At 65.7% G+C, this 18,568-nt stretch carries 20 protein-coding genes; 4 read left to right on the forward strand and 16 right to left on the reverse strand.

Annotated elements, in window-relative coordinates:
- Positions 1-46: 46 nt before the first annotated feature.
- The 5 genes from ABID37_RS07330 to ABID37_RS07350 form a co-directional block, all read right to left on the reverse strand.
- Complete coding sequence (locus tag ABID37_RS07330; protein WP_354193603.1) at positions 47-343, reverse strand: DUF3175 domain-containing protein; 297 nt, start codon at positions 341-343, stop codon at positions 47-49.
- Positions 344-355: 12 nt separating this feature from the next.
- On the reverse strand, positions 356-928 hold the full coding sequence (locus tag ABID37_RS07335) for a hypothetical protein (RefSeq protein WP_354193604.1): 573 nt from the start codon (positions 926-928) through the stop codon (positions 356-358).
- Positions 929-1,149: 221 nt separating this feature from the next.
- Positions 1,150-2,109 carry an isoaspartyl peptidase/L-asparaginase family protein gene (locus tag ABID37_RS07340; RefSeq protein WP_354193605.1) on the reverse strand — a complete coding sequence of 320 codons (960 nt, stop codon included), beginning with the start codon at positions 2,107-2,109 and terminating at the stop codon, positions 1,150-1,152.
- A 70-nt stretch (positions 2,110-2,179) separates the two neighbouring features.
- Positions 2,180-3,760, reverse strand: a complete 1,581-nt coding sequence (locus tag ABID37_RS07345; RefSeq protein WP_354193606.1) for an ABC transporter substrate-binding protein — start codon at positions 3,758-3,760, stop codon at positions 2,180-2,182.
- Between the two features lie 78 nt (positions 3,761-3,838).
- Positions 3,839-4,411, reverse strand: a complete 573-nt coding sequence (locus ABID37_RS07350; RefSeq protein ID WP_354193607.1) for a MarR family winged helix-turn-helix transcriptional regulator — start codon at positions 4,409-4,411, stop codon at positions 3,839-3,841.
- Positions 4,412-4,603: 192 nt separating this feature from the next.
- Between ABID37_RS07350 and ABID37_RS07355 the strand changes: the two genes are divergently transcribed.
- Genes ABID37_RS07355 through ABID37_RS07370 form a run of 4 tightly spaced genes read left to right on the forward strand, consistent with a single transcriptional unit; the run spans position 4,604 to position 8,914 of the window.
- A complete protein-coding gene (locus tag ABID37_RS07355) occupies positions 4,604-5,305 on the forward strand; it encodes a creatininase family protein (protein ID WP_354193608.1) in 702 nt (233 codons plus the stop codon).
- A gap of 51 nt (positions 5,306-5,356) precedes the next feature.
- On the forward strand, positions 5,357-6,328 hold the full coding sequence (locus ABID37_RS07360) for an ABC transporter permease (protein WP_354193609.1): 972 nt from the start codon (positions 5,357-5,359) through the stop codon (positions 6,326-6,328).
- Between the two features lies 1 nt (position 6,329).
- Entirely contained in the window at positions 6,330-7,229 is a 900-nt protein-coding gene (locus ABID37_RS07365) for an ABC transporter permease (protein WP_354193610.1), read from the forward strand.
- Entirely contained in the window at positions 7,226-8,914 is a 1,689-nt protein-coding gene (locus tag ABID37_RS07370) for a dipeptide ABC transporter ATP-binding protein (protein WP_354193611.1), read from the forward strand. The genes ABID37_RS07365 and ABID37_RS07370 overlap by 4 nt, the downstream gene beginning before the upstream one ends.
- 106 nt (positions 8,915-9,020) lie before the next feature.
- Here the strand turns inward: ABID37_RS07370 and phnN are convergent, their stop codons facing one another.
- The 11 genes from phnN to ABID37_RS07425 form a co-directional block, all read right to left on the reverse strand.
- Entirely contained in the window at positions 9,021-9,638 is a 618-nt protein-coding gene (gene phnN, locus ABID37_RS07375) for a phosphonate metabolism protein/1,5-bisphosphokinase (PRPP-forming) PhnN (protein WP_354193612.1), read from the reverse strand.
- Entirely contained in the window at positions 9,628-10,767 is a 1,140-nt protein-coding gene (locus tag ABID37_RS07380; protein ID WP_354193868.1) for an alpha-D-ribose 1-methylphosphonate 5-triphosphate diphosphatase, read from the reverse strand. The genes phnN and ABID37_RS07380 overlap by 11 nt, the downstream gene beginning before the upstream one ends.
- Position 10,768: 1 nt before the next feature.
- A complete protein-coding gene (locus ABID37_RS07385) occupies positions 10,769-11,473 on the reverse strand; it encodes a DUF1045 domain-containing protein (protein WP_354193869.1) in 705 nt (234 codons plus the stop codon).
- On the reverse strand, positions 11,473-12,303 hold the full coding sequence (gene phnE / locus ABID37_RS07390; protein WP_354193613.1) for a phosphonate ABC transporter, permease protein PhnE: 831 nt from the start codon (positions 12,301-12,303) through the stop codon (positions 11,473-11,475). The genes ABID37_RS07385 and phnE overlap by 1 nt, the downstream gene beginning before the upstream one ends.
- Positions 12,304-12,383: 80 nt before the next feature.
- Positions 12,384-13,373, reverse strand: coding sequence for a phosphonate ABC transporter substrate-binding protein (gene phnD / locus ABID37_RS07395; RefSeq protein ID WP_354193614.1), 990 nt, complete (start codon positions 13,371-13,373; stop codon positions 12,384-12,386).
- Positions 13,374-13,401: 28 nt separating this feature from the next.
- Positions 13,402-14,256 carry a phosphonate ABC transporter ATP-binding protein gene (gene phnC / locus ABID37_RS07400; protein ID WP_354193615.1) on the reverse strand — a complete coding sequence of 285 codons (855 nt, stop codon included), beginning with the start codon at positions 14,254-14,256 and terminating at the stop codon, positions 13,402-13,404.
- Between the two features lie 88 nt (positions 14,257-14,344).
- Positions 14,345-15,043, reverse strand: a complete 699-nt coding sequence (locus tag ABID37_RS07405; protein ID WP_354193870.1) for a DapH/DapD/GlmU-related protein — start codon at positions 15,041-15,043, stop codon at positions 14,345-14,347.
- Between the two features lie 2 nt (positions 15,044-15,045).
- On the reverse strand, positions 15,046-15,756 hold the full coding sequence (gene phnL / locus ABID37_RS07410) for a phosphonate C-P lyase system protein PhnL (RefSeq protein ID WP_354193616.1): 711 nt from the start codon (positions 15,754-15,756) through the stop codon (positions 15,046-15,048).
- 10 nt (positions 15,757-15,766) lie between these two features.
- Positions 15,767-16,585 (reverse strand): phosphonate C-P lyase system protein PhnK, encoded by an 819-nt coding sequence (gene phnK / locus ABID37_RS07415; protein ID WP_354193617.1) that lies wholly within the window; start codon positions 16,583-16,585, stop codon positions 15,767-15,769.
- The gene (locus ABID37_RS07420) at positions 16,582-17,460 is read right to left on the reverse strand and encodes an alpha-D-ribose 1-methylphosphonate 5-phosphate C-P-lyase PhnJ (protein ID WP_354193618.1); all 879 of its coding nucleotides are present in this window, start codon (positions 17,458-17,460) and stop codon (positions 16,582-16,584) included. The genes phnK and ABID37_RS07420 overlap by 4 nt, the downstream gene beginning before the upstream one ends.
- Positions 17,457-18,566 (reverse strand): carbon-phosphorus lyase complex subunit, encoded by a 1,110-nt coding sequence (locus tag ABID37_RS07425; protein WP_354193619.1) that lies wholly within the window; start codon positions 18,564-18,566, stop codon positions 17,457-17,459. The genes ABID37_RS07420 and ABID37_RS07425 overlap by 4 nt, the downstream gene beginning before the upstream one ends.
- Positions 18,567-18,568 lie beyond the last annotated feature (2 nt).

Raw genomic sequence — 18,568 nt, forward strand, 5'->3', positions numbered from 1 at the left:
CCATGAAGGCGCGGGCAGGGCGCGCTGACCGGCTCCGGCAAGCGCATCAATCGTTGTTGTCCGCCGGCCTGCCATACAGACGACGAAGCTCGTCCTTGGCCTTTTCCAGCACCTCCTTGCGCTCGGCCGGCAGGTTCTTGCCGGCTCGATTGATGTAGAAGGTCAGCATGGACATCGCGGAGCGAAATGGCTCGGCCTTGCGCTTTTTGCTCTCGTCGGCAGACCGTTTCAGGGAGGCTGCAATCGCCTTCGGGTCGGCCTTCTCGAAGGCATGCGGTTCGAGTGCGAGCGCGTCGCTGTGTTCCGTAACTTCTGCCGACCATTTCTTCGTTTTGTTAGACATGCGTGATCTCCATTAACCGGGAGGCTGTCCGGGCACGGCTTCCGGCGGGATCACAGGGGTGGTTCCGGTGTCGGGCGGCTGTTCCTCCATTTCCCCGTCGCCGGTCTTCGGTGGCGTGAGAACGCCGTTGCAGTCGTCCAGTTCGGGGCGCGGAGCGTTGTTGGCGTGCTGGTCGTCACGTTCGGCGTCCGCTTGTTTTTCACCGTCAGGCTGCGCCTGACACCGGTCCATCGGCTCCGTTACCTCTGGTTCCTTGTCCGATGCCTCTGGTTCGTTGTCCGATATCTGTGCGGCCGTGGGACTGATCGCCGCGACGCAACCCAGCAACACCACGACAAGGCCCCAGGCACGCATAGCGGTCGGCCCCGGAAATTCCGGCTGCGGCGGCACTTCGCTCGGTGTGTCGGGCGGAATCTGGACCGGCTCGTCGTTCGGCGAGGGAATGGGGTCTGGCGATGGTGGGGGAACGCTCGGCGGCTGGTCGGGTTGCGGAGTTTCAGGAGGTGTTGGGGGCCGTGCCGGCGCCGGATTCGGGTTGTCCGGCGTCGGTTGCGGGTCGTTCGGGTCTGGCATGAGCTTGGTCATCCTTGGCCTCTTCAATACCAATCCCTGCGAACCGGATGTGTTCCCGAGAAGATGGCCGGCGTTCGGATGTCGAGATTGGCGGGCACGTCGAAAGGGAGGTGCGGGCCTGCCAGCCGCAATTTCTGCGGGCGCGAACCTTATGCCCCTTTGCAGGAAGGAACACTGACTGCGTCCAAGCGGCCACCCCTTAGTGCATCACGCTACTCATGCCGGTAAACAACCTATCGACCGTCCGGCTCATGGCGCATGACCTCGGCGTGCGAGGCGACCCGGAACTCGCGCGCGTCGGTGACCCAGCCCCGGAACATGCCGTCGGTGTTGTAAGGGGCGGCGATCGCGCCGTCGGCGCCGACGGCGACCAGGCCGGCACCGATATTGTGCGGCTTCAGGTATTCCATGATGACCTTGGTCGCGGCTGCGTCCACGTCCTCGCCGAGATAGGCCATGCGCGCGGCGACCTCGTGGCCGACGACATGGCGGATGAAGAATTCGCCCTTGCCGGTGCCGGAAACCGCGCACACGCCGTCACGGGCATAGGTGCCGGCGCCGATGACGGGGCTGTCGCCCACCCGCCCGTCAGGCTTGTTATTGTAACCCCCGGTCGATGTCGCGGCGGCCAGATGGCCATGTCGGTCGAGCGCCACCGCGCCCACCGTGCCGTGCTTTTCCGACTCGCTGGCGGCGGCCTGCGTGCCGGCGGCGGCATGCGCCTTCATCGCGGCCAGCGCCTGCCGGCGCCGCTCGGTAGTGAAGTAGGCTTGTTCCTCGACCGCTAGCCCTTGCGCCTCGGCGAAGCGGTCGGCGGCGGGGCCGGCCAGCAGCACGGCATCGCCATGCTCCAGGACGGCACGGGCGGCCAGCACCGGATTGCGGATGTGCCGCGAGGCACAGACCGCGCCGGCCGCCAGCGTGGTTCCATCCATGATCGAGGCATCGAGTTCATGAATGCCGTTTTCGTTCAGCGCCGCGCCATGGCCGGCGTTGAAATGAGGGCTGTCCTCCATGACGACGACGGCGGCCTGCACCGCGTCGAGCGCCCGCCCGCCGCGTTCGAGAACGGCGTAGCCGGCTTCCAGCGCGCGCCCCAGATCGCGCCGCGCCGCGATCCATTCGGCCTCGCTGAGGTCCAGCTTGGCCATCACGCCGCAGCCGCCATGAATGGCAAGGGCGAATTTCGTCATGGGAGGTCTCCGTTGTTCATGGGAAAAGGGCACTGGCTAGTGCCGATGCCCTTCCGGTAGCTTGCCGGTCCTACTGCTTGGGGTGGACGTCCATCGCCAAGGTGTCCTCGTCCGACCGCGGATCGTAGGTCACCTTGTCGGCCTTGGCGCCCCAGGCTGACAGGTTGGTCGCCAGCGGCAGGTCGGGCCGGTCGGTCGCCACCAGCATGTTCGCCTCCTCCAGCAGGGCGCGGCGCTTGGCCTCGTCCATCTCGACGGCCGCGTCCTCGATCAGCTTGTCCATCTTCGGATCGGAATAGCCGCGCACGTTGAAGGCGCCGAGCGACTTCTCGGCATCGTTGGTGTGCATCAGCGACGACAGCATGTAGTTGGCCTCGCCCGTCAGCGTGCCCCAGGAGGCCATGTAGAGCGAATATTCGCCGCGCGTCTTGGCCGGGTTGAACACCGCCGCCGGGACGCCCTGCACCTCGACCGTGACGTTGATCGCGGCCAGAAGCTGGGCGACGGTCGGCCCCAGTTCGGTCGGCATGCGGTCGTTGGCGTAGCTCAACGCCACCTTGAAGCCGTCCGGATAGCCGGCGTCGGCCATCAGCTTGAGCGCCTTCTCGACATCGAAGGCCGGCGCGGCGATGTCCTTGTTGTAGCCGAAGATGTTGGGGCTGACGAGCTGGGTGGAGACGACGCCCATGCCTTCAAGCGCATATTCCACGATGGTTTCGCGGTCGAGCGCCAGATCGAAAGCCTCACGCACCTTCGGATCGAGGAAGGGGTTCTTGTCGAGCTTGTTGCCGGCATTGTCCCAGACCTGCGGCGAGTTCTCGCGGAAGTCGAATTCCAGATAGGGAATGTAGATCGATTCCGTCTTGATCACCTGCAAGGCGGAGTCGGATTCGATGCTGGCGAGGTCGGTCGCCGGCACCTTGGAGATCAGGTCGACCTGACCGGCCTTCAACTGCGCGACGCGGGCGGCATCGTTGGGGATTTCCTTGCGCACCACCTTGTTCCAGGGCTGTGCGCCAGCCCAGTAGCCGTCGAACTTCTCCAGAACCAGGTCCTGCGTCGGCGCCCAGCTTACGAATTTGTAGGGGCCGGTGCCGATGGTCGCCTTGCCCATGTTGAAGCCCTCGGCCGAGCTGTCCTTGGTCGAATAGTCGGCGGCGGCCGTGTGGGAAACGATGAACAGGCGCACGAAATCGTTGGGCAGGGTAGGCGCCGGGCCGTTGGTCTTCACGCGCACCGTGTAGTCGTCGACGATCTCGACGCTGGCAACGCGACGCACATAGATGGTCGAGGGGTTCGGGCCGGTGACGTTCGGGATGCGTTCGATGGAGAACTTGACGTCCTCGGCGGTGAAGTCGGAGCCGTCATGGAATTTCACGCCCTCGCGCAGCTTGAACTCCCAGGTGGTGTCGTCCAGCGCCTGCCAGCTCGTCGCCAGCGACGGCAGGATCTCCAGGTCGTTTCCCGAGCGCAGCAACGTGTCGAAGATGTGCTTGGTGGCCTCGGCATTGGCCGAGGTGGCGGTGAAATGCGGGTCCATCGAGGCCGGACCGGTCTTGGTGGCGATCACCAGATCGGCGGCCAGCGCGGCGACGGGCGAGACCAGCAGAGTTGCCACGAGGGCGGCGCGAAGCATGGATTTCAGGTACATGGGTTTCCTCTCATTTTAACAGGCTTGGTCGCAGGCTTGCCGCCGTCCGGTCGTGACCGGAAAAGCTGCGGCGGCGGATCACAGGGCTTCGTCCGGCTGCTCGCCATCGATCATCTGCGGCCATTGGCCCGATGCCGTGACGAGCTTGGTCATGATCTCGGAAAGGCTCAGCCGCTCGGCGGGGCTCAGGCATTCCAGCATCCGGCGTTCGTGCTCGATCATCATGCCCTTGGCGAACTCGACCGCCTGCCTGCCCTTGTCGAGCAGGCCGAGCGTGATGCGGCGCTGGTCGTCCTGGTTGGTCTGGCGGTCGATCATGCCCAGCCGGAACAACTTGTTGGCGGCGCGGCTGAGCGTGTTCTTCGGGAAGCCCGACGAGCGCACCACATCGGTCAGCGTCGAGCTGCCGCCGAGATAGAGCGACCACAGCACCACGAATTCGGGGCGCAGCAGGCCAAGGTGCTGCTGGATGTAGCCGTAGACCGGATTGTTGAAATGAAGGGCCAGATAGTTCAGCCGGAACGAGAACCAGCAGGGATTGTCCCACAGCTTCACATGCATGAGGGCGTCGATTTCCGTGCCGGGCGAAACCACGGGCTCTGCCCGGCCGGCTCGCCCCTCAAACAGTGCCTGGCACACCGCCTCGTCCATTCCCGCCATCTCGCTTAAAATGAATATTAATCCCAAATGGAACTTTATTGGGCGGAAGTATCTTGCGTCAACCGCAATTTCTGATCCATAAAGAACTAATTTTCAGGAGGCCGCCACCCGCGACAGGGCGAGGCGGCAAGGGGCGGACGATGCACGCAGGGCGCGTCGTCCGTGCAAGAGTAAGGACAGCAGATGCGCATTCAGGACATGCATTGGAGCCAGGTCGAGGAACGGGTGAGGGAGGACGATCGCTGCGTCCTGCCGGTCGGCTCCGTCGAGCAGCATGCCTATCTCAGCCTTGCCACCGACATGATCCTGGCCGAGCGCGTGTCCGTCGAGGCGGCCGAGCCGCTCGGGGTGCCGGTGTTTCCGTGCATGCCCTACGGCATGGCCTCCAGCTTCGCCGATTTCCCCGGCACGGTGAGCCTGTCGCTGCGCACCTATATCGGCGTGTTCGAGGATATCCTCGACAGCCTCCACCGCGCCGGGTTCCGGCGCATCCTGGTCGTCAACGGCCATGGCGGCAACACGCCGGTCAATCCGGTGATCAGCGAGTGGATGAACCGCAACCGCGACGCCTCGGTCAAGCTGCATGACTGGTGGCGCGCGCCGAAGACCATGGCCAAGGTGCTGGAGATCGACCCCGCCGCCTCGCATGCGAGCTGGATGGAGAACTTTCCCTGGACCCGCCTCGAAGGCGCACCGATCCCCAACTTTCAGAAGGAGCGGATCGATTTCGCTGCCGCCGCGCGCGTCGATGCCGGGCGCAAGCGCGAGCGCATCGGCGAAGGCAATTACCACGGCGTCTTCCAGCGGCCCGACGCGGACATGCTGGCGATCTGGCAGGTGGGGGTCGAGGAAACCCGCCACGAGATCGAGCACGGCTGGCACTGAACCCCGGGGGCGCTGCGGCGCCCCTGTCCTTCATGCACCCAAGGGGCAGACATGGCATCCTTCATTCTTCGCAGATTGGGACAGGCGCTCTTCGTGCTTCTGGTCATGTCCATGCTCGTCTTCATGGGCGTCTACGTCATCGGCAACCCCGTCGACGTGCTCATCTCGCCCGACGTGACCCAGGAGATGCGCCAGCAGGTCATCCAGCAATACGGGCTCGACCTGCCGCTCTGGGAGCAATATCTCCAGTTCCTGCAACGGCTGCTGACCGGCGATCTGGGGCGTTCCTTCGTCTTCAACATGCCGGTCGTCACGCTGATCGCCCAGCGCCTGCCGGCGACGCTGGAGCTGACGCTGACGGCCGTGCTGTTCGCCTCGCTGGTCGGCATCCCGCTTGGCGTCTATGCCGGCTACAAGCCCGACAGCCTCGCCGCCAAGGCGATCATGGCCGTGTCGATCCTCGGTTTCTCGGTGCCCACCTTCTGGATCGGCCTGATGCTGATCATGGTCTTCGCCGTGCAGCTCGGCGTCCTGCCGGCTGGCGGGCGCGGGCAGACAGCGGAACTGTTCGGCGTGCCGTTTTCCTTCCTCACCGCCGACGGCTGGTCGCATCTCCTCTTGCCGGCACTCAACCTGTCGCTGTTCAAACTGTCGATGATGTGCCGGCTGGCCGCCTCGGGCACGCGCGAGATCATGCTGACCGACACCATCAAATTCGCGCGCGCGGCCGGCATTTCCGAAAGCACCATCCTGCGCCGCCATGTGCTCAAGCTGATCTCGATCCCACTGGTGACGGTGTTCGGGCTGGAACTCGGCTCGACGCTGGCCTTCGCCCTGGTCACCGAGACGATCTTCAGCTGGCCGGGGCTCGGCAAGCTGATCGTCGATTCCATCACCTCGCTCGACCGTCCCGTCATGGTCGCCTATCTGATGCTGGTTTCGGCGCTGTTCGTGGTCATCAATCTGTGCGTGGATCTCGCCTATGCAGCGCTCGATCCGCGCCTGCGGCAGGGGAGGCGCTGAAATGTCGATGGAAGCCCGTGCGGTGAAATCCGTCTCGCCGCTGGCCGAGTTCTGGCACACCTTCCGCCGCAACAAGGTCGCGGTCGCCGCCCTCGCCGTGGTGATCGCCATCATCCTGATGGCGGTGTTTGCGCCGTTCCTGGTGCCGCAGGACCCCTATGACCTGAAGTCGCTGGTGCTGCGCGATGCGCGCCGCCCGCCGGGTTATGTCGGCTCGACCGGCATCGTCCATCTTCTGGGTACCGACAGCCAGGGCCGCGACCTGCTTTCGGCCATCGTCTACGGCCTGCGCATCTCGCTGCAAATGGGCCTCGTGGCGGGCGCCATCGCCTTTTCCATCGGCGCCGTGGTGGGCTGTTTCGCAGCTTATGTCGGCGGGCGCACCGAATCCGTCATCATGCGCATCGTCGACATCCAGCTGTCCTTTCCGGCGATCCTGCTGGCCTTCGTCGTGGCGGCGATCCTGGGGCAGGGCAAGTCGCAGCTCATCCTCGCGCTGGTCTTCGCTCAATATGCCTATTTCGTGCGCACCGCCCATGGCGCGGCCGCTGCCGAACGGCAGAAGGACTATGTACAGGCGGCCCTTTCGGTGCCGATGAACGGCTGGTTCGTCATCACCCGTCACATATTGCCCAACTCGCTGCCGCCGCTGATCGTCGTCGCCACGGTGCAGATCGCCTCCGCCATCTCGCTCGAAGCGACCCTTTCCTTCCTTGGCGTCGGCCTGCCGCCGACCGAGCCGTCGCTCGGCATGCTGATCGCCAACGGTTTCCAGTATCTGATGTCGGGCCGTTACTGGATCGCCATCTATCCGGGCGTGGCGCTGATCATCCTCATCATGGCGATCAACCTGGTCGGCGACCAGATCCGGGACCAGCTCAATCCGAGGCTGCGCAAATGAGCCATCTTCTGGATGTCCGCAACCTGCGGACATATTTCGCGACCGACAAGGGCACCGTCAAATCGGTGGATGACATCTCGTTTACGCTGGAACGCGGCGAGGTCATGGGGCTGGTCGGCGAATCCGGCTCGGGCAAGTCGATTACCGGCTTCTCGCTGATCGGCCTGCTGGACGAGAACGGTCACATCCAGCCGGGCAGCTCCATACGCTTCAACGGGCGCGAACTGGTCGGGCTCGGTGAAAAGGAACTGCGCAAGATCCGGGGCAGGGACATCTCCATGGTGTTCCAGGACCCGATGATGACGCTGAACCCGGTAGTCAGGATCATCGACCAGATCGGCATGGCGATCAGGGCGCATGAGCAGGTCTCCGACGCCGAGGTCAGGCGCCGCGCCGTCGGGGCACTGGCACGGGTCAGGATCGTCGACCCCGCGAACAAGGTCGACCAGTATCCGCACGAGTTTTCCGGCGGCATGCGCCAGCGCGTGGCCATCGCCATCGCGCTGCTGCACCGCCCCCAGCTCGTCATCGCCGACGAGCCCACCACCGCGCTCGACGTTTCGGTGCAGGCCGAGATACTGGACATGGTCAAGGCGCTGGTCGCCGAGATGGGCACCTCGCTCATCTGGGTGAGCCACGACCTCGCCACCGTCTCCTCCATCGCCGACACCATCGCGGTGATGCGGCGCGGCAAGATCGTCGAGGCAGGCCCCGCAAGGCAGGTGCTGCAGAGCCCGCAGCATCCCTACACGCAGGGGCTGCTGGATGCCCTGCCGTCACGGTCGAAGCCCGGCGAGCCACTGGCCTCCGCCGCCACCGAGGCCGCAGGCCCGATGGATTTGAGCGGGCTCGGCGGTGCCGCCATTGGCGCCGCACCCGACGCCGCCTTCGTCAAGGCGGAAGCGATCGACAAGGTCTTCGCCCCGCGCATCGGCTTCCTGCGCGCCCTCGCCATCCGCTGGGGCCTGATGCGCGAGCCCGGTCCCGTGCACGCGGTGAAATCCGCCAGCGTCACCATCGCCCGCGGCGAAATTCTCGGCCTCGTCGGCGAATCCGGTTCCGGCAAATCGACGCTCGGGCGCATCCTGTGCGGCATCTACCCGCCCACCTCCGGCACCGTCAGCGTCGGCGGCAAGCCGGTGCGCTCGGCGACGGGCAAGCTCGGCACCCATGTGCAGATGATCTTCCAGGATCCCTTCGCCTCGCTCGATCCGCGCCGCACCATCTTCCAGTCGGTGGCCGAGGGACCCATCGCCCACGGCTTCTGCACCCGCGCCGATGCGCGCGACTATGTCAACAGATGGCTGCGTGCCGTGGCCTTCGATCCGGCGCTGGCGGATCGCTACCCCCACCAGTTCTCGGGCGGACAGCGCCAGCGCATCGCCATTGCGCGGGCGCTCGCCATGCAGCCCGAGGTCATCATCTGCGACGAGCCGGTCGCTTCGCTCGATGTGTCGATCCAGGCGCAGGTCATCAACCTGCTGATGGAACTGCGCCGCAACCTCAACATCACCCTGCTGTTCATCAGCCACGACCTCTCGGTCGTCCACCACCTGTGCGACCGCGTCGTGGTCATGCGCCATGGCGAGATCGTCGAGCAAGGCGCGGCGACACAGGTCTTCAGCGCACCTCGGCATGCCTACACGCAGATGCTGCTCGACGCCGTGCCGAAGCTGGAAGCCTGAGCCTGGAGCAATTCCAGCAAAAGTGCGAAGCGGTTTTGCGTTCGGAATTACGTCAAAACAAAGGGTTAGAGCGCTTTTTTGCGATTCGGAGAAAAGCGGAAATACTCTAACGGTTCTCCAGCCGACCATCATTCATGTATCTGCGAACCGCGGCCAAGAACGCGCGGCCTGAGATGGCAAGATCGCCGCTGTTATCGATCTCGACCACGTCCGCACCTGTTTCGACGGCGGCCACCGTCCGCGCCAGCCGGGCCTGCTGGGTTTGCGGGTCCTCGCGGCTGCGGGCCGCAAGGCGGGCGGCGAGAATCTCGGGACGGCAGGTCACCTGGATCACCATGACCCGGCCGAAGGCCGTGCGGATCGCCGGTAGGGCCGCGCGTGAGCCGTTGACGACGGCGACGCCACCCGCCGCCAAATGACGATGAACGCTGGCGGGTATCGCATAGTGCAGCCCATGGGCCTGCCACGTCACCGCGAAGCTGCCGGCGGCTTGCCAAGCGAGGAAACTGTCGATCGGCAGCGTGTCGTGATCCTCGGCGGCCACTGTGGCTGGGCGGGTGATCACCCGCCGGACGAACAGCACCGCCGGGTCCCCGCCAAGCCTTTCGCGGGCGTAGGCCATCAGGCTGTCCTTGCCCGCGCCGCTCGGGCCGACGACGGCGATCAGCGTGCCGCGCTGGCCGGCCCCGTCGACCGGGCGTGCTGCGGCAGCTTCAGGCGACACGCCGGCCCTCGCGCCAGACGGAGCGGACGACGGGAATGCCGGCTGGCCGCCGGACGCGCACCAGATCGGCCCTGAGCCCGACGGCGATGCGGCCCCGGTCGCTCAGGCCCACCGCCTTGGCGGGATTGGCGGTGACCAGCCTGATGCTTTGGGGCAGGGACATGTCGCCCTCCTCATCAGCCAGCACGAAAGGCGCATGGATCAGGCTGAACGGCACATAGTCGGACGACAGCACGTCGAGCACGCCGGTATCGGCCAGCGTCCTGGCCGAGATATTGCCGGAATGGGATTTGCCGCGCACGATGTTGGGGGCGCCCATCAGCACTGCCATGCCGGCTTGGTGCGAGGCTGTGGCCGCTTCCATGCTGGTCGGGAACTCCGCCAGACGCACGCCGAAGGCTTTCGATTCCTCGACATGCTCGACGGTGGCGTCGTCGTGGCTTGCCACCGCGATGCCGCGTGCGGCGCAGGCATCGGCAATGGCGCGGCGGTGGGGAGCGGCGTAGCGCCCCGATTCCTCGATGCGGCGGGCGATGAAGCGCTCGAATTCGGTATCTGACAGGCCGCGCTTCTTCTTGTAGTAGACTATGTAGGCGTCGAGGCTCTGGAACTGGCGCTGGCCCGGCGCATGGTCCATCAGCGACGCCAGCCGGACCTGCGGATCGGCGGTGAAGTCCTCGAAATGATCGAGCACATCGGCGGAGGAGACCTCGCAGCGCAGGTGGATCAGGTGGTCGACCCTCAGCCGGTCCTCGCTTTGGGCCGTCTCGATGGCGTCGGCAATGGCGCGCATCTCGCCGCGCTTGAAGCCGGCATTCTCGTCCGAGCCGAGCCGCAGGCAGTCGAACACCGTGGTGATGCCGGATGCGGCGACCTGCGCATCATGCGCCTGCAAGGCGGCTATGCTGTCCCACACCACGCCGGGACGGGGGCTGTAATGCTGCTCGAGATGGTCGGTGTGGAGTTCGACCAGCCCGGGGATCAGGTAGTCGCCGTCCATGTCCTCGCCGCTGCCGGCCCTGCCGGTGTCGATGGCCGAGACAAGCCCGTCGCGGATGACGACGGAACCGGCGACGATCTCGTCTTCGAGAACGATATGCGCGTTGGTGAGGACGGTTTCCTGCGGCATGTCAGGCATACTTTCTCGTTTCGGCCGCGCCGAAGCGGTGGGTTGAACGGACGATGAAATCGGCACCGGGCTCGGGCTCGATGAACAGCGTGACCGCCGAGATCTGTACCGGGCATGGAAGCAGCGGGCCGAAGCGGTCGTGCAGCGCCGTTGCGACGCGTACGGCGGCCCGTGCCTCGACCGGGCCGGTCAGGGTCATGTGGAAGCGGAACTCTTCCTTCACATAGGGGTAGCCGTGGCGGTGGAGATAGAGGCGCTGGCGTTCCGACAGGCCCTCGGGCCTGCGGCGCGCGATTTCCGCATCGGTGAGTGGCGCGCGCAATCCGTCGAAATGGTCGACGGCCGCGGATGCCAGTGCCGAAACGCCGGCCGCATCGGCGGGGGTCAGCGCAAAGAAATCGCCGATCCTGGTGATGGCGAGGCCGGGGATCGCGAGCGGGGCAGCCTGCCGGGCGAAGGCGTCGGCGGCAACCGACAGATCCGCTTCGGTTCGCCCCGCGCGCAGGCGGAACGGCGCCACCAGCGTGGCGTGGAAGCCGTAGCGGCGCGGCGCGCGGGTCAGGTCGTCGAATTCTCCGGCCGTGAAACCGGCCGGCAGGGTCGTTGCGGCCGCTTCGCCGGTGAAGGCGTTGCGGCCCAGCCACAACTGGGCCGCCCGCGTCAGCGGATCGTCCGGCGCGGGGGTGAAGTAGAGGGCGTAGCGCATCACAGGAACAGCTTGCGCAGGCGCTGCGACAGGAGGTCGATCAGCGATACGGTGACCAGCATGATGATCAGCATGGCCGATGCCTGCGGGTAGTAGAACCCGCGGATTGCCTCGAACAGCACCTGGCCGATGCCGCCGGCGCCGATGACGCCGAGCACGGTGGCGGCGCGGACGTTCGATTCGAAACGGTAGAGCGCATAGGACATCCACAGCGGCATGACCTGGGGCACGACGCCGAAGATGATCTCCTGCAGCCGCGAGGCGCCAGTGGCGCGGATCGCTTCCACGGGGCGCGCGTCGATGGCTTCCACGGCTTCCGAAAAGAGCTTGGCAAGGATGCCGGTGGTGTGGACGAACAGCGCCATCACGCCGGCGAACGGGCCAAGGCCCACGGCGACGACGAAAAGCACGGCAAAGACCAGTTCATGGATCGAACGGCAGGCATCCATGACGCGGCGCACCGGCTGCACGATGTACCAGGGGGCGATGTTGCGGGCCGAGAGGATGCCGAAGGGCACGGCGAAGACCGTGGCGAGGAAGGTGCCCCACAACGCGATCTGGATGGTGACGAGCATTTCCGAGAAATAATAGCGCCACTGCGAGAAATCGGGCCGCAGGAAGCCGCCGGCATATTCCGCCATGTTGCCGGCATCGCTGAACAGGTAGGTCCAGCGGGACATTTCGGCCGGCGCCCAGCTCCAGACAAGCAGGAGAAGCAATGAAATCCACGAGGCCCAGGTCCACAGGCTGCGCGACCATTCGCGCTCCACTTCGGGGCGGGCGGGCGCGCGCGCGGGATCGGCGGACGCGATCTTGACGGTCTGGTCCATTGCGGTGTCCTGAAATTTGCGCCGGCCGCCACCTCATCGGGCAGCCGGCTGTTTTTCATGCTGGATCAGATCCGGGGCAATCAGCCCTGGACTTCCTTCAGCCTGGCTTCGAACTCGGCCTTCTGCGTCTCGAGCGGCTCGATCTTCGCCTTCTTGTCGGCGTCGGAGAGCGAGGCGTCGGCCTCGACCTGCGCGATCGTCTTGGTCAGTTCCATCACGCGGATCGGCAGAAGCTGGTCGTCGGAGGAGGCGCGGAACGGCGCCCATTCGAGACCGGCCAGCACCTCTTTCTCATGGGCGATGTCGCCCTTCGACTGATCGGTGCCGTAGGTCAGGAAGAAGTCCCTGATCTTGGCCTTGGCGTCGTCCGACAGGTCCTTGCGCCAGACCAGCGGGTCCGACGGGATCAGCGGCGACTTCCAGATCACCTTGATCTTCTCGAACGCGGCGGGCTGGTTCTTTTCGATCAGCTCCATGTTCTCGGTGTTGTTGGCCGCCGCGTCGATCTGGCCGTTGGCGACGGCCATGGCGTTGGTCTCGTGGTTGGCGTTGGTGACGTTCTTGAAGCATGTCTTCGGGTCGACCTTGTTGGCCGAGAAGACGAAGGTCATCGGCACCAGATAGCCCGAGGTGGAGTTGGGATCGCCGAGGCCGAAATTGAGCGTCTGGTCGCAGGTGAGCAGGTCTTCGACCGAATTCAGCTTGCTGTCCTTGGGCACGACGATCAGCGAGTAGTAGCCCGGCTCGCCGCTGGCGGGAACGGTCTGCGCGAACACCGCGCCCTCGGCACGGTCGACGGCCTCCATGGCCGACTTGTTGCCGTACCAGGCCAGTTGCACCTTGCCGAAGCGCATGCCCTCGATCACGCCGGCATAGTCGGAGGCGAAGAACGGCTTCACGTCCAGGCCGGTGGCCTTGGCGAAATCGGCCAGCAGCGGATCCCATTTCGGCTTCAGGTTCTGCTGCGATTCGGTGGAGATGATGCCGAAGTTGATCTCTTCGGCCATGGCGACGCCGGCCGACAGCATGAACGCCAGGGCGGCGGCGGTGCCCTTGAGGACTAGGTTCATATCAAGCTTCCCTGCTTGGTGGTTGGATTTATGCGAAGGCCGGAACGCGATCCGGTTCCGGCGCGCGCCTCGGTTTCGCCGGCTGCATGGGCGCGTCCGGCAAAATCAGTTCCTCGGAATTGTCTCCGTAAAGCTCGACGAGCATCTGGTTGGTCAGCGCCGAGGAAGGGCCGTCGAACACGATGCGGCCGTCGCGGAGGGCGATCGTGCGGGGGCAGTAACGGCGCGCATATTCGACCTGATGCAGCGAGACGACGCAGGTGATCTTTTCGTCGCGGTTCACCGCGGCGAGGATTTCCATGACGCGGCGCGCCGACGACGGATCGAGCGATGCGATCGGCTCGTCGGCGAGCAGGATATTGGAGCGCTGCACCAGCGTGCGGGCTATGGCCGCGCGCTGCTGCTGGCCGCCCGACAGGGTGGAGGCACGCTGCCACGCGACTTCCGGTATGCCGACGCGGGCCAGCGCCTCGCGCGCCTTTTGCTTCTCCCCCGCGGTGAACAGGCCAAGTGTCCCCCGCCAGCCGGGAATGTGCCCGAGATTGCCGAGCAGGACATTGGACAACACCGACATGCGGCCGACCAGATTGAACTGCTGGAAGACGACGCCGATGTTGCGGCGCATGTTCCTGGCCTTTGCCGCAAGGCGGCCGCCGTCCTGCATCGCGCCGCCCAGGACCTCGATCCGGCTCTGCCCCGCCCTGTCTTGCCCCGCCTGGCCGATTTCCAGTCCGCAGATGTGGCGGATCAGCGTGCTCTTGCCGGAACCGGACGCTCCGATCAGGGCAACCATTTCGCCCCGTTGAATTTCAAGGCTCACATTGTCCAATGCGCGTTTCTTGCCGAAGTGCTTGGACAGATTTCGGACGGAGATGGCCGTCATAGCATTGCTCCTTCCAGTGTTCTGAAAGTTCGAGGAAGCGGATTTTCGTTCACCCACGCCACATCGACCCGCAGGCGGGCGACGGCACTCATGGCTCTAGCGCCGGGACATGACGGCCGGTTGTCGCGGACATGTCAGTTCGATGACGGTTCACCGTTTCCACAGGCCATGCGGCGTGTTCGTGGCGCTCGAGGAATTCCTCGATGCCGAGATTACGGAAATCGTCGAGCGCGGCGCGCAGCCGTTGGTGCGGCCAGTCCCACCAGGCAAGCGCCTGGAGACGTTGCCCTACCGCCGCCGGAAACCGTTCGCGAACGAGGCGGGCCGGCACGCCGGCGACGATCGTGTAGGGCGCGACATCCTTGGTGACCACTGCGCCGGCACCGACGACCGCGCCGTCCCCGATGGTCACGCCGGGCAGGATGGTGACCCCGTGGCCGATCCAGGTGTCGTGGCCGATATGGACCCGCCTGGCGCGGCGGGCGGCGAAGAACTCGGCCTCGTGGCCGGCATCGTCGAAATAGTCGGAGGCGCGGTAGGTGAAATGGTGCAGCGTCGCCCGTGCCATCGGATGATGGGTGGCGTTGATGCGCACCGCAGCCGCGATGTTCGAGAACTTGCCGATGGTGACGCACCACGCCTGGCAGTTCTCCATCACGTAGGAATAGTCGCCGAGTTCCGTCTCGACGAGACGGCCGCCCTCCGCCACTTCGGTGTAGCGGCCGAGACGGCAGTTCTCGAGCCTGGCCGTCGGATGGACGACCGGCGTTTCGGACAGGCGCGTCATGGTCACGCCGCCTTCTTCGCCGGCGCGAAGCCGGTCACGTCGATGATGACATCGGCGACCGCGTTGCGGACCTCGGTGTCGTGGAAGATGCCGAGCAGGGCGACGCCAGCCCGCTTCTTCCCGGCGATCATCTCCACCACCACGTTGCGGTTGGCAGCGTCCAGCGAGGCGGTGGGCTCGTCGAGCAGGAGGATTGGATGATCGGTGATGAAGCCGCGCGCGATGTTGACGCGCTGCTGCTCGCCGCCCGAAAAGGTGGCCGGCGGCAGGACCCACAGGCGCTCCGGCAGGTTGAGGCGGCTCAGCAACTCCCCGGCGCGCCGCTTCGCTTCCACATGGTCCGTGCCGCGCTCGACCAGAGGTTCGGCGACGATGTCCAGGGCGCCGATGCGCGGCACCACGCGCAGGAATTGGCTGACATAGCCGATCGTCTCGCGGCGCAGTTCCAGTACGGTGCGCGGGTCGGCGGAGGCCAGGTCGACCTCGCGGCCACGGTGGTGGACGACGATCTTGCCGGCGCTCGCCCCGTAGTTTCCGTAGAGCATCTTGAGGATCGAGCTCTTGCCGGCGCCCGAGGGGCCGCCCAGCACCGCGCAGGTGCCCGAATGCAGGGAGAAGCGGGCATTGGCGACCACCGGCAGCTCGATGCCGCCGCGCAGATGCATGGTGAACGTCTTGCCAAGGCCGGTTGCGATGAGGGCGGGGGATTGCACGGCGTGGACCTCAGACCTGGAGGATGGAGGAGACGAGGAGTTGCGTGTAAGGCGCCTGCGGGTCGTCCAGCAGGCGATCCGTGAGGCCGTGCTCGATGACGCGGCCGTCCTTCATCACGATCATGCGATGCGACAAAAGACGCGCCACGGCGAGATCGTGGGTGACGATGATGACCGCCAGGCCAAGGTCGTTGACGAGGCCGCGCAGCAGGTCGAGCAGGCGCGCCTGCACCGAGACGTCGAGACCGCCGGTGGGTTCGTCCATGAAGATCAGGCGCGGCCCGGTCACCAGGTTGCGTGCGATCTGCAGGCGCTGGCGCATGCCGCCGGAGAAGGCGCGTGGCTGGTCGTCGATGCGGTCGGCGCTGATTTCGACGCGGCCCAGCCAGTCCGTGGCCGTGCCCCTGATCCTGCGATAGTGGCGCTCGCCGATCGCCATGAGACGTTCGCCGACATTGGCGCCGGCAGACACCGTCATGCGCAGCCCGTCGGCGGGGTTCTGGTGGACGAAGCCCCAGTCAGTGCGCAGCAGCAGACGGCGCTCCGCCTCCTGCAGACGGTAGAGATCGCGCATCTCGCCGTCGCGCATCCGGTAGGAGACCGTGCCCGACGTCGGCTCCAGCCGGGCCGAGATGCAGTTGAGCAGCGTCGACTTGCCGGACCCGGATTCGCCGACGATGGCCAGCACCTCGCCCGGCCACACGTCGAGGTCGACCCCAGCGCAGCCGATCCGTGTCCCGTAGGCTTTGGTGAGGGAGCGGACGGAGAGAAGAGGGAGATCCTCGGCGGCGTGGTCGAATACGTCGTCATTTCGAAGTGCGACCGTCATTTTGCATCTCCGCCCAACTCGCCACGATGGCCTTCGGCGCGGCGCGTCTCGCAATGATCGGTGTCGGAGCAGACGAACATCCGTCCGCCCCGGTCATCGAGCACGATCTCGTCCAGATAGACCTGCTCGGCCCCGCACAGCGCGCATGGCCGGTCGAAGCGCTGCACCTCGAACGGGTGATCCTCGAAATCGAGGCTCACCACCTCGGTATGCGGGGGCAGCGCATAGATGCGTTTCTCCCGGCCGGCACCGAACAGTTGCAGCGCCGCCGACATGTGCATTTTCGGATTGTCGAATTTCGGCGTCGGGGAGGGGTCCATCACGTAGCGTCTCTCGACCTTCACCGGATAGGCGTAGGTGGTGGCGATGTGGCCATTCTTCGCGATATCCTCATAGAGCTTCACATGCATCAGCCCGTATTCCTCGAGCGCGTGCATCTTGCGCGTCTCGGTCTCACGCGGTTCGAGGAAGCGCAGTGGCTCCGGGATCGGCACCTGGTAGACGAGCACCTGCCCTTCGGTGAGCGGGGCTTCCGGGATGCGGTGGCGCGTCTGGACGATGGTCGCCTCGGCCGTGTGGGTGGTCGTTTCGATGCCCGCCACGCGCTCGAAGAACTTGCGGATCGACACCGCGTTGGTGGTGTCGTCGGCGCCCTGGTCGATCACCTTCAGCACGTCATCCGGTCCGAGGATGGCGGCCGTCACCTGCACGCCGCCGGTGCCCCAGCCATAGGGCATCGGCATCTCGCGGCTGGCGAAGGGAACCTGATAGCCGGGAATGGCGATCGCCTTGAGGATGGCGCGCCGGATCATGCGCTTCGTCTGCTCGTCCAGATAGGCGAAGTTGTAGGTGGCGTTGCGGCTCTGCACGTTCATTCAGCTGCCTCCTGCAGGTCAGTCCGAAATGTGCTTTCGCGCTGCGCATATTCGGCGCGCATGGTGCGCACGAGGTCGAGTTCGGCCTGAAAGTCGACATAATGCGGCAGCTTCAGGTGTTCGACGAAGCCGGTCGCCTGCACGTTATCGCAATGGGAGATGACGAACTCCTGGTCCTGCGGCGGCGCGACGATATCCTCGCCCAGCTCCTCGGCGCGCAGCGCCCGGTCGCACAGCGACATCGCCATCGCCTTGCGCTCCGACTGGCCGAAGACCAATCCGTAGCCGCGCGTGAACTGCGGCGGCGCCTTGGCCGATCCCTTGAACTGGTTGACCATCTGGCATTCGGTCACCTGGATGCGGCCCAACGGCACGGCGAAGCCGAGCTCGGGAACGAGGAATTCCACCTCGACCTCGCCGATGCGGATTTCGCCGGCAAAGGGATGCGAGCGCGCATAGCCGCGCTGGGTGGAATAGCCGAGGGCGAGCAGGAAACCTTCGTCGCCACGCGATAGGCTTTGCAGGCGCATCGCCCGCGACATCGGGAATTCGACCGGCGTGTGGTTGATGTCGCCGGGCGCTGCTTGCCCGGCCAGCTCGACATCCTCTTCCACCAGGCCTTCCGAGCCGAGAATGTCGGCCACCCGCGTCGCCGCCTCTTTGGGAGCTTCGCGCCGGTCGCCGGCCGCCACCTGCGGATCGCCGTCGAGTTCCGCATCCAGCAGGCGATGCGTATAGTCGAAAGTGGGTCCGAGAAGCTGGCCGCCCGGCAGGTCCTTGAAGCAGGCGGAGATGCGCCGCTCGATCACCATCGCGTCGGTGTCGACGGGTTCGCTGTAGCCGAAGCGCGGCAATGTGGCGCGGTAGGCGCGCACGAGGAAGATCGCCTCGATCAGATCGCCCCGCGCCTGCTTGATCGCCAGCGCCGCCAGCCGCCGGTCGTAGAGCGAACCTTCGCTCATCACCCGGTCGACGCCGAGCGCGAGCTGCCCGGCGATCTGGTCGAGCGTGAGGGCCGGCACCGAGCGGTCGCCGCGGCGGCGATCGGCCAGCAGGCGGTGCGCATTGTCGATCGCGGCTTCGCCGCCCTTGACTGCGACATACATGG

This window comes from Aquamicrobium terrae, assembly GCF_040545735.1.
In the GTDB taxonomy this organism is placed as follows: Bacteria; Pseudomonadota; Alphaproteobacteria; order Rhizobiales; family Rhizobiaceae; genus Mesorhizobium; species Mesorhizobium terrae_A.

What these genes read in the sequence shown, in the direction of transcription:
- ABID37_RS07330 (WP_354193603.1), bottom strand. Translation starts at nt 343, where the DNA reads ATGTCTAACAAAACGAAGAAATGGTCGGCAGAAGTTACGGAACACAGC.
- ABID37_RS07335 (WP_354193604.1), bottom strand. Translation starts at nt 928, where the DNA reads ATGACCAAGCTCATGCCAGACCCGAACGACCCGCAACCGACGCCGGAC.
- ABID37_RS07340 (WP_354193605.1), bottom strand. Translation starts at nt 2,109, where the DNA reads ATGACGAAATTCGCCCTTGCCATTCATGGCGGCTGCGGCGTGATGGCC.
- ABID37_RS07345 (WP_354193606.1), bottom strand. Translation starts at nt 3,760, where the DNA reads ATGTACCTGAAATCCATGCTTCGCGCCGCCCTCGTGGCAACTCTGCTG.
- ABID37_RS07350 (WP_354193607.1), bottom strand. Translation starts at nt 4,411, where the DNA reads ATGGACGAGGCGGTGTGCCAGGCACTGTTTGAGGGGCGAGCCGGCCGG.
- ABID37_RS07355 (WP_354193608.1), top strand. Translation starts at nt 4,604, where the DNA reads ATGCGCATTCAGGACATGCATTGGAGCCAGGTCGAGGAACGGGTGAGG.
- ABID37_RS07360 (WP_354193609.1), top strand. Translation starts at nt 5,357, where the DNA reads ATGGCATCCTTCATTCTTCGCAGATTGGGACAGGCGCTCTTCGTGCTT.
- ABID37_RS07365 (WP_354193610.1), top strand. Translation starts at nt 6,330, where the DNA reads ATGTCGATGGAAGCCCGTGCGGTGAAATCCGTCTCGCCGCTGGCCGAG.
- ABID37_RS07370 (WP_354193611.1), top strand. Translation starts at nt 7,226, where the DNA reads ATGAGCCATCTTCTGGATGTCCGCAACCTGCGGACATATTTCGCGACC.
- ABID37_RS07380 (WP_354193868.1), bottom strand. Translation starts at nt 10,767, where the DNA reads ATGCCGCAGGAAACCGTCCTCACCAACGCGCATATCGTTCTCGAAGAC.
- ABID37_RS07385 (WP_354193869.1), bottom strand. Translation starts at nt 11,473, where the DNA reads ATGCGCTACGCCCTCTACTTCACCCCCGCGCCGGACGATCCGCTGACG.
- phnE (WP_354193613.1), bottom strand. Translation starts at nt 12,303, where the DNA reads ATGGACCAGACCGTCAAGATCGCGTCCGCCGATCCCGCGCGCGCGCCC.
- phnD (WP_354193614.1), bottom strand. Translation starts at nt 13,373, where the DNA reads ATGAACCTAGTCCTCAAGGGCACCGCCGCCGCCCTGGCGTTCATGCTG.
- phnC (WP_354193615.1), bottom strand. Translation starts at nt 14,256, where the DNA reads ATGACGGCCATCTCCGTCCGAAATCTGTCCAAGCACTTCGGCAAGAAA.
- ABID37_RS07405 (WP_354193870.1), bottom strand. Translation starts at nt 15,043, where the DNA reads ATGACGCGCCTGTCCGAAACGCCGGTCGTCCATCCGACGGCCAGGCTC.
- phnK (WP_354193617.1), bottom strand. Translation starts at nt 16,585, where the DNA reads ATGACGGTCGCACTTCGAAATGACGACGTATTCGACCACGCCGCCGAG.
- ABID37_RS07420 (WP_354193618.1), bottom strand. Translation starts at nt 17,460, where the DNA reads ATGAACGTGCAGAGCCGCAACGCCACCTACAACTTCGCCTATCTGGAC.
- ABID37_RS07425 (WP_354193619.1), bottom strand. Translation starts at nt 18,566, where the DNA reads ATGTATGTCGCAGTCAAGGGCGGCGAAGCCGCGATCGACAATGCGCAC.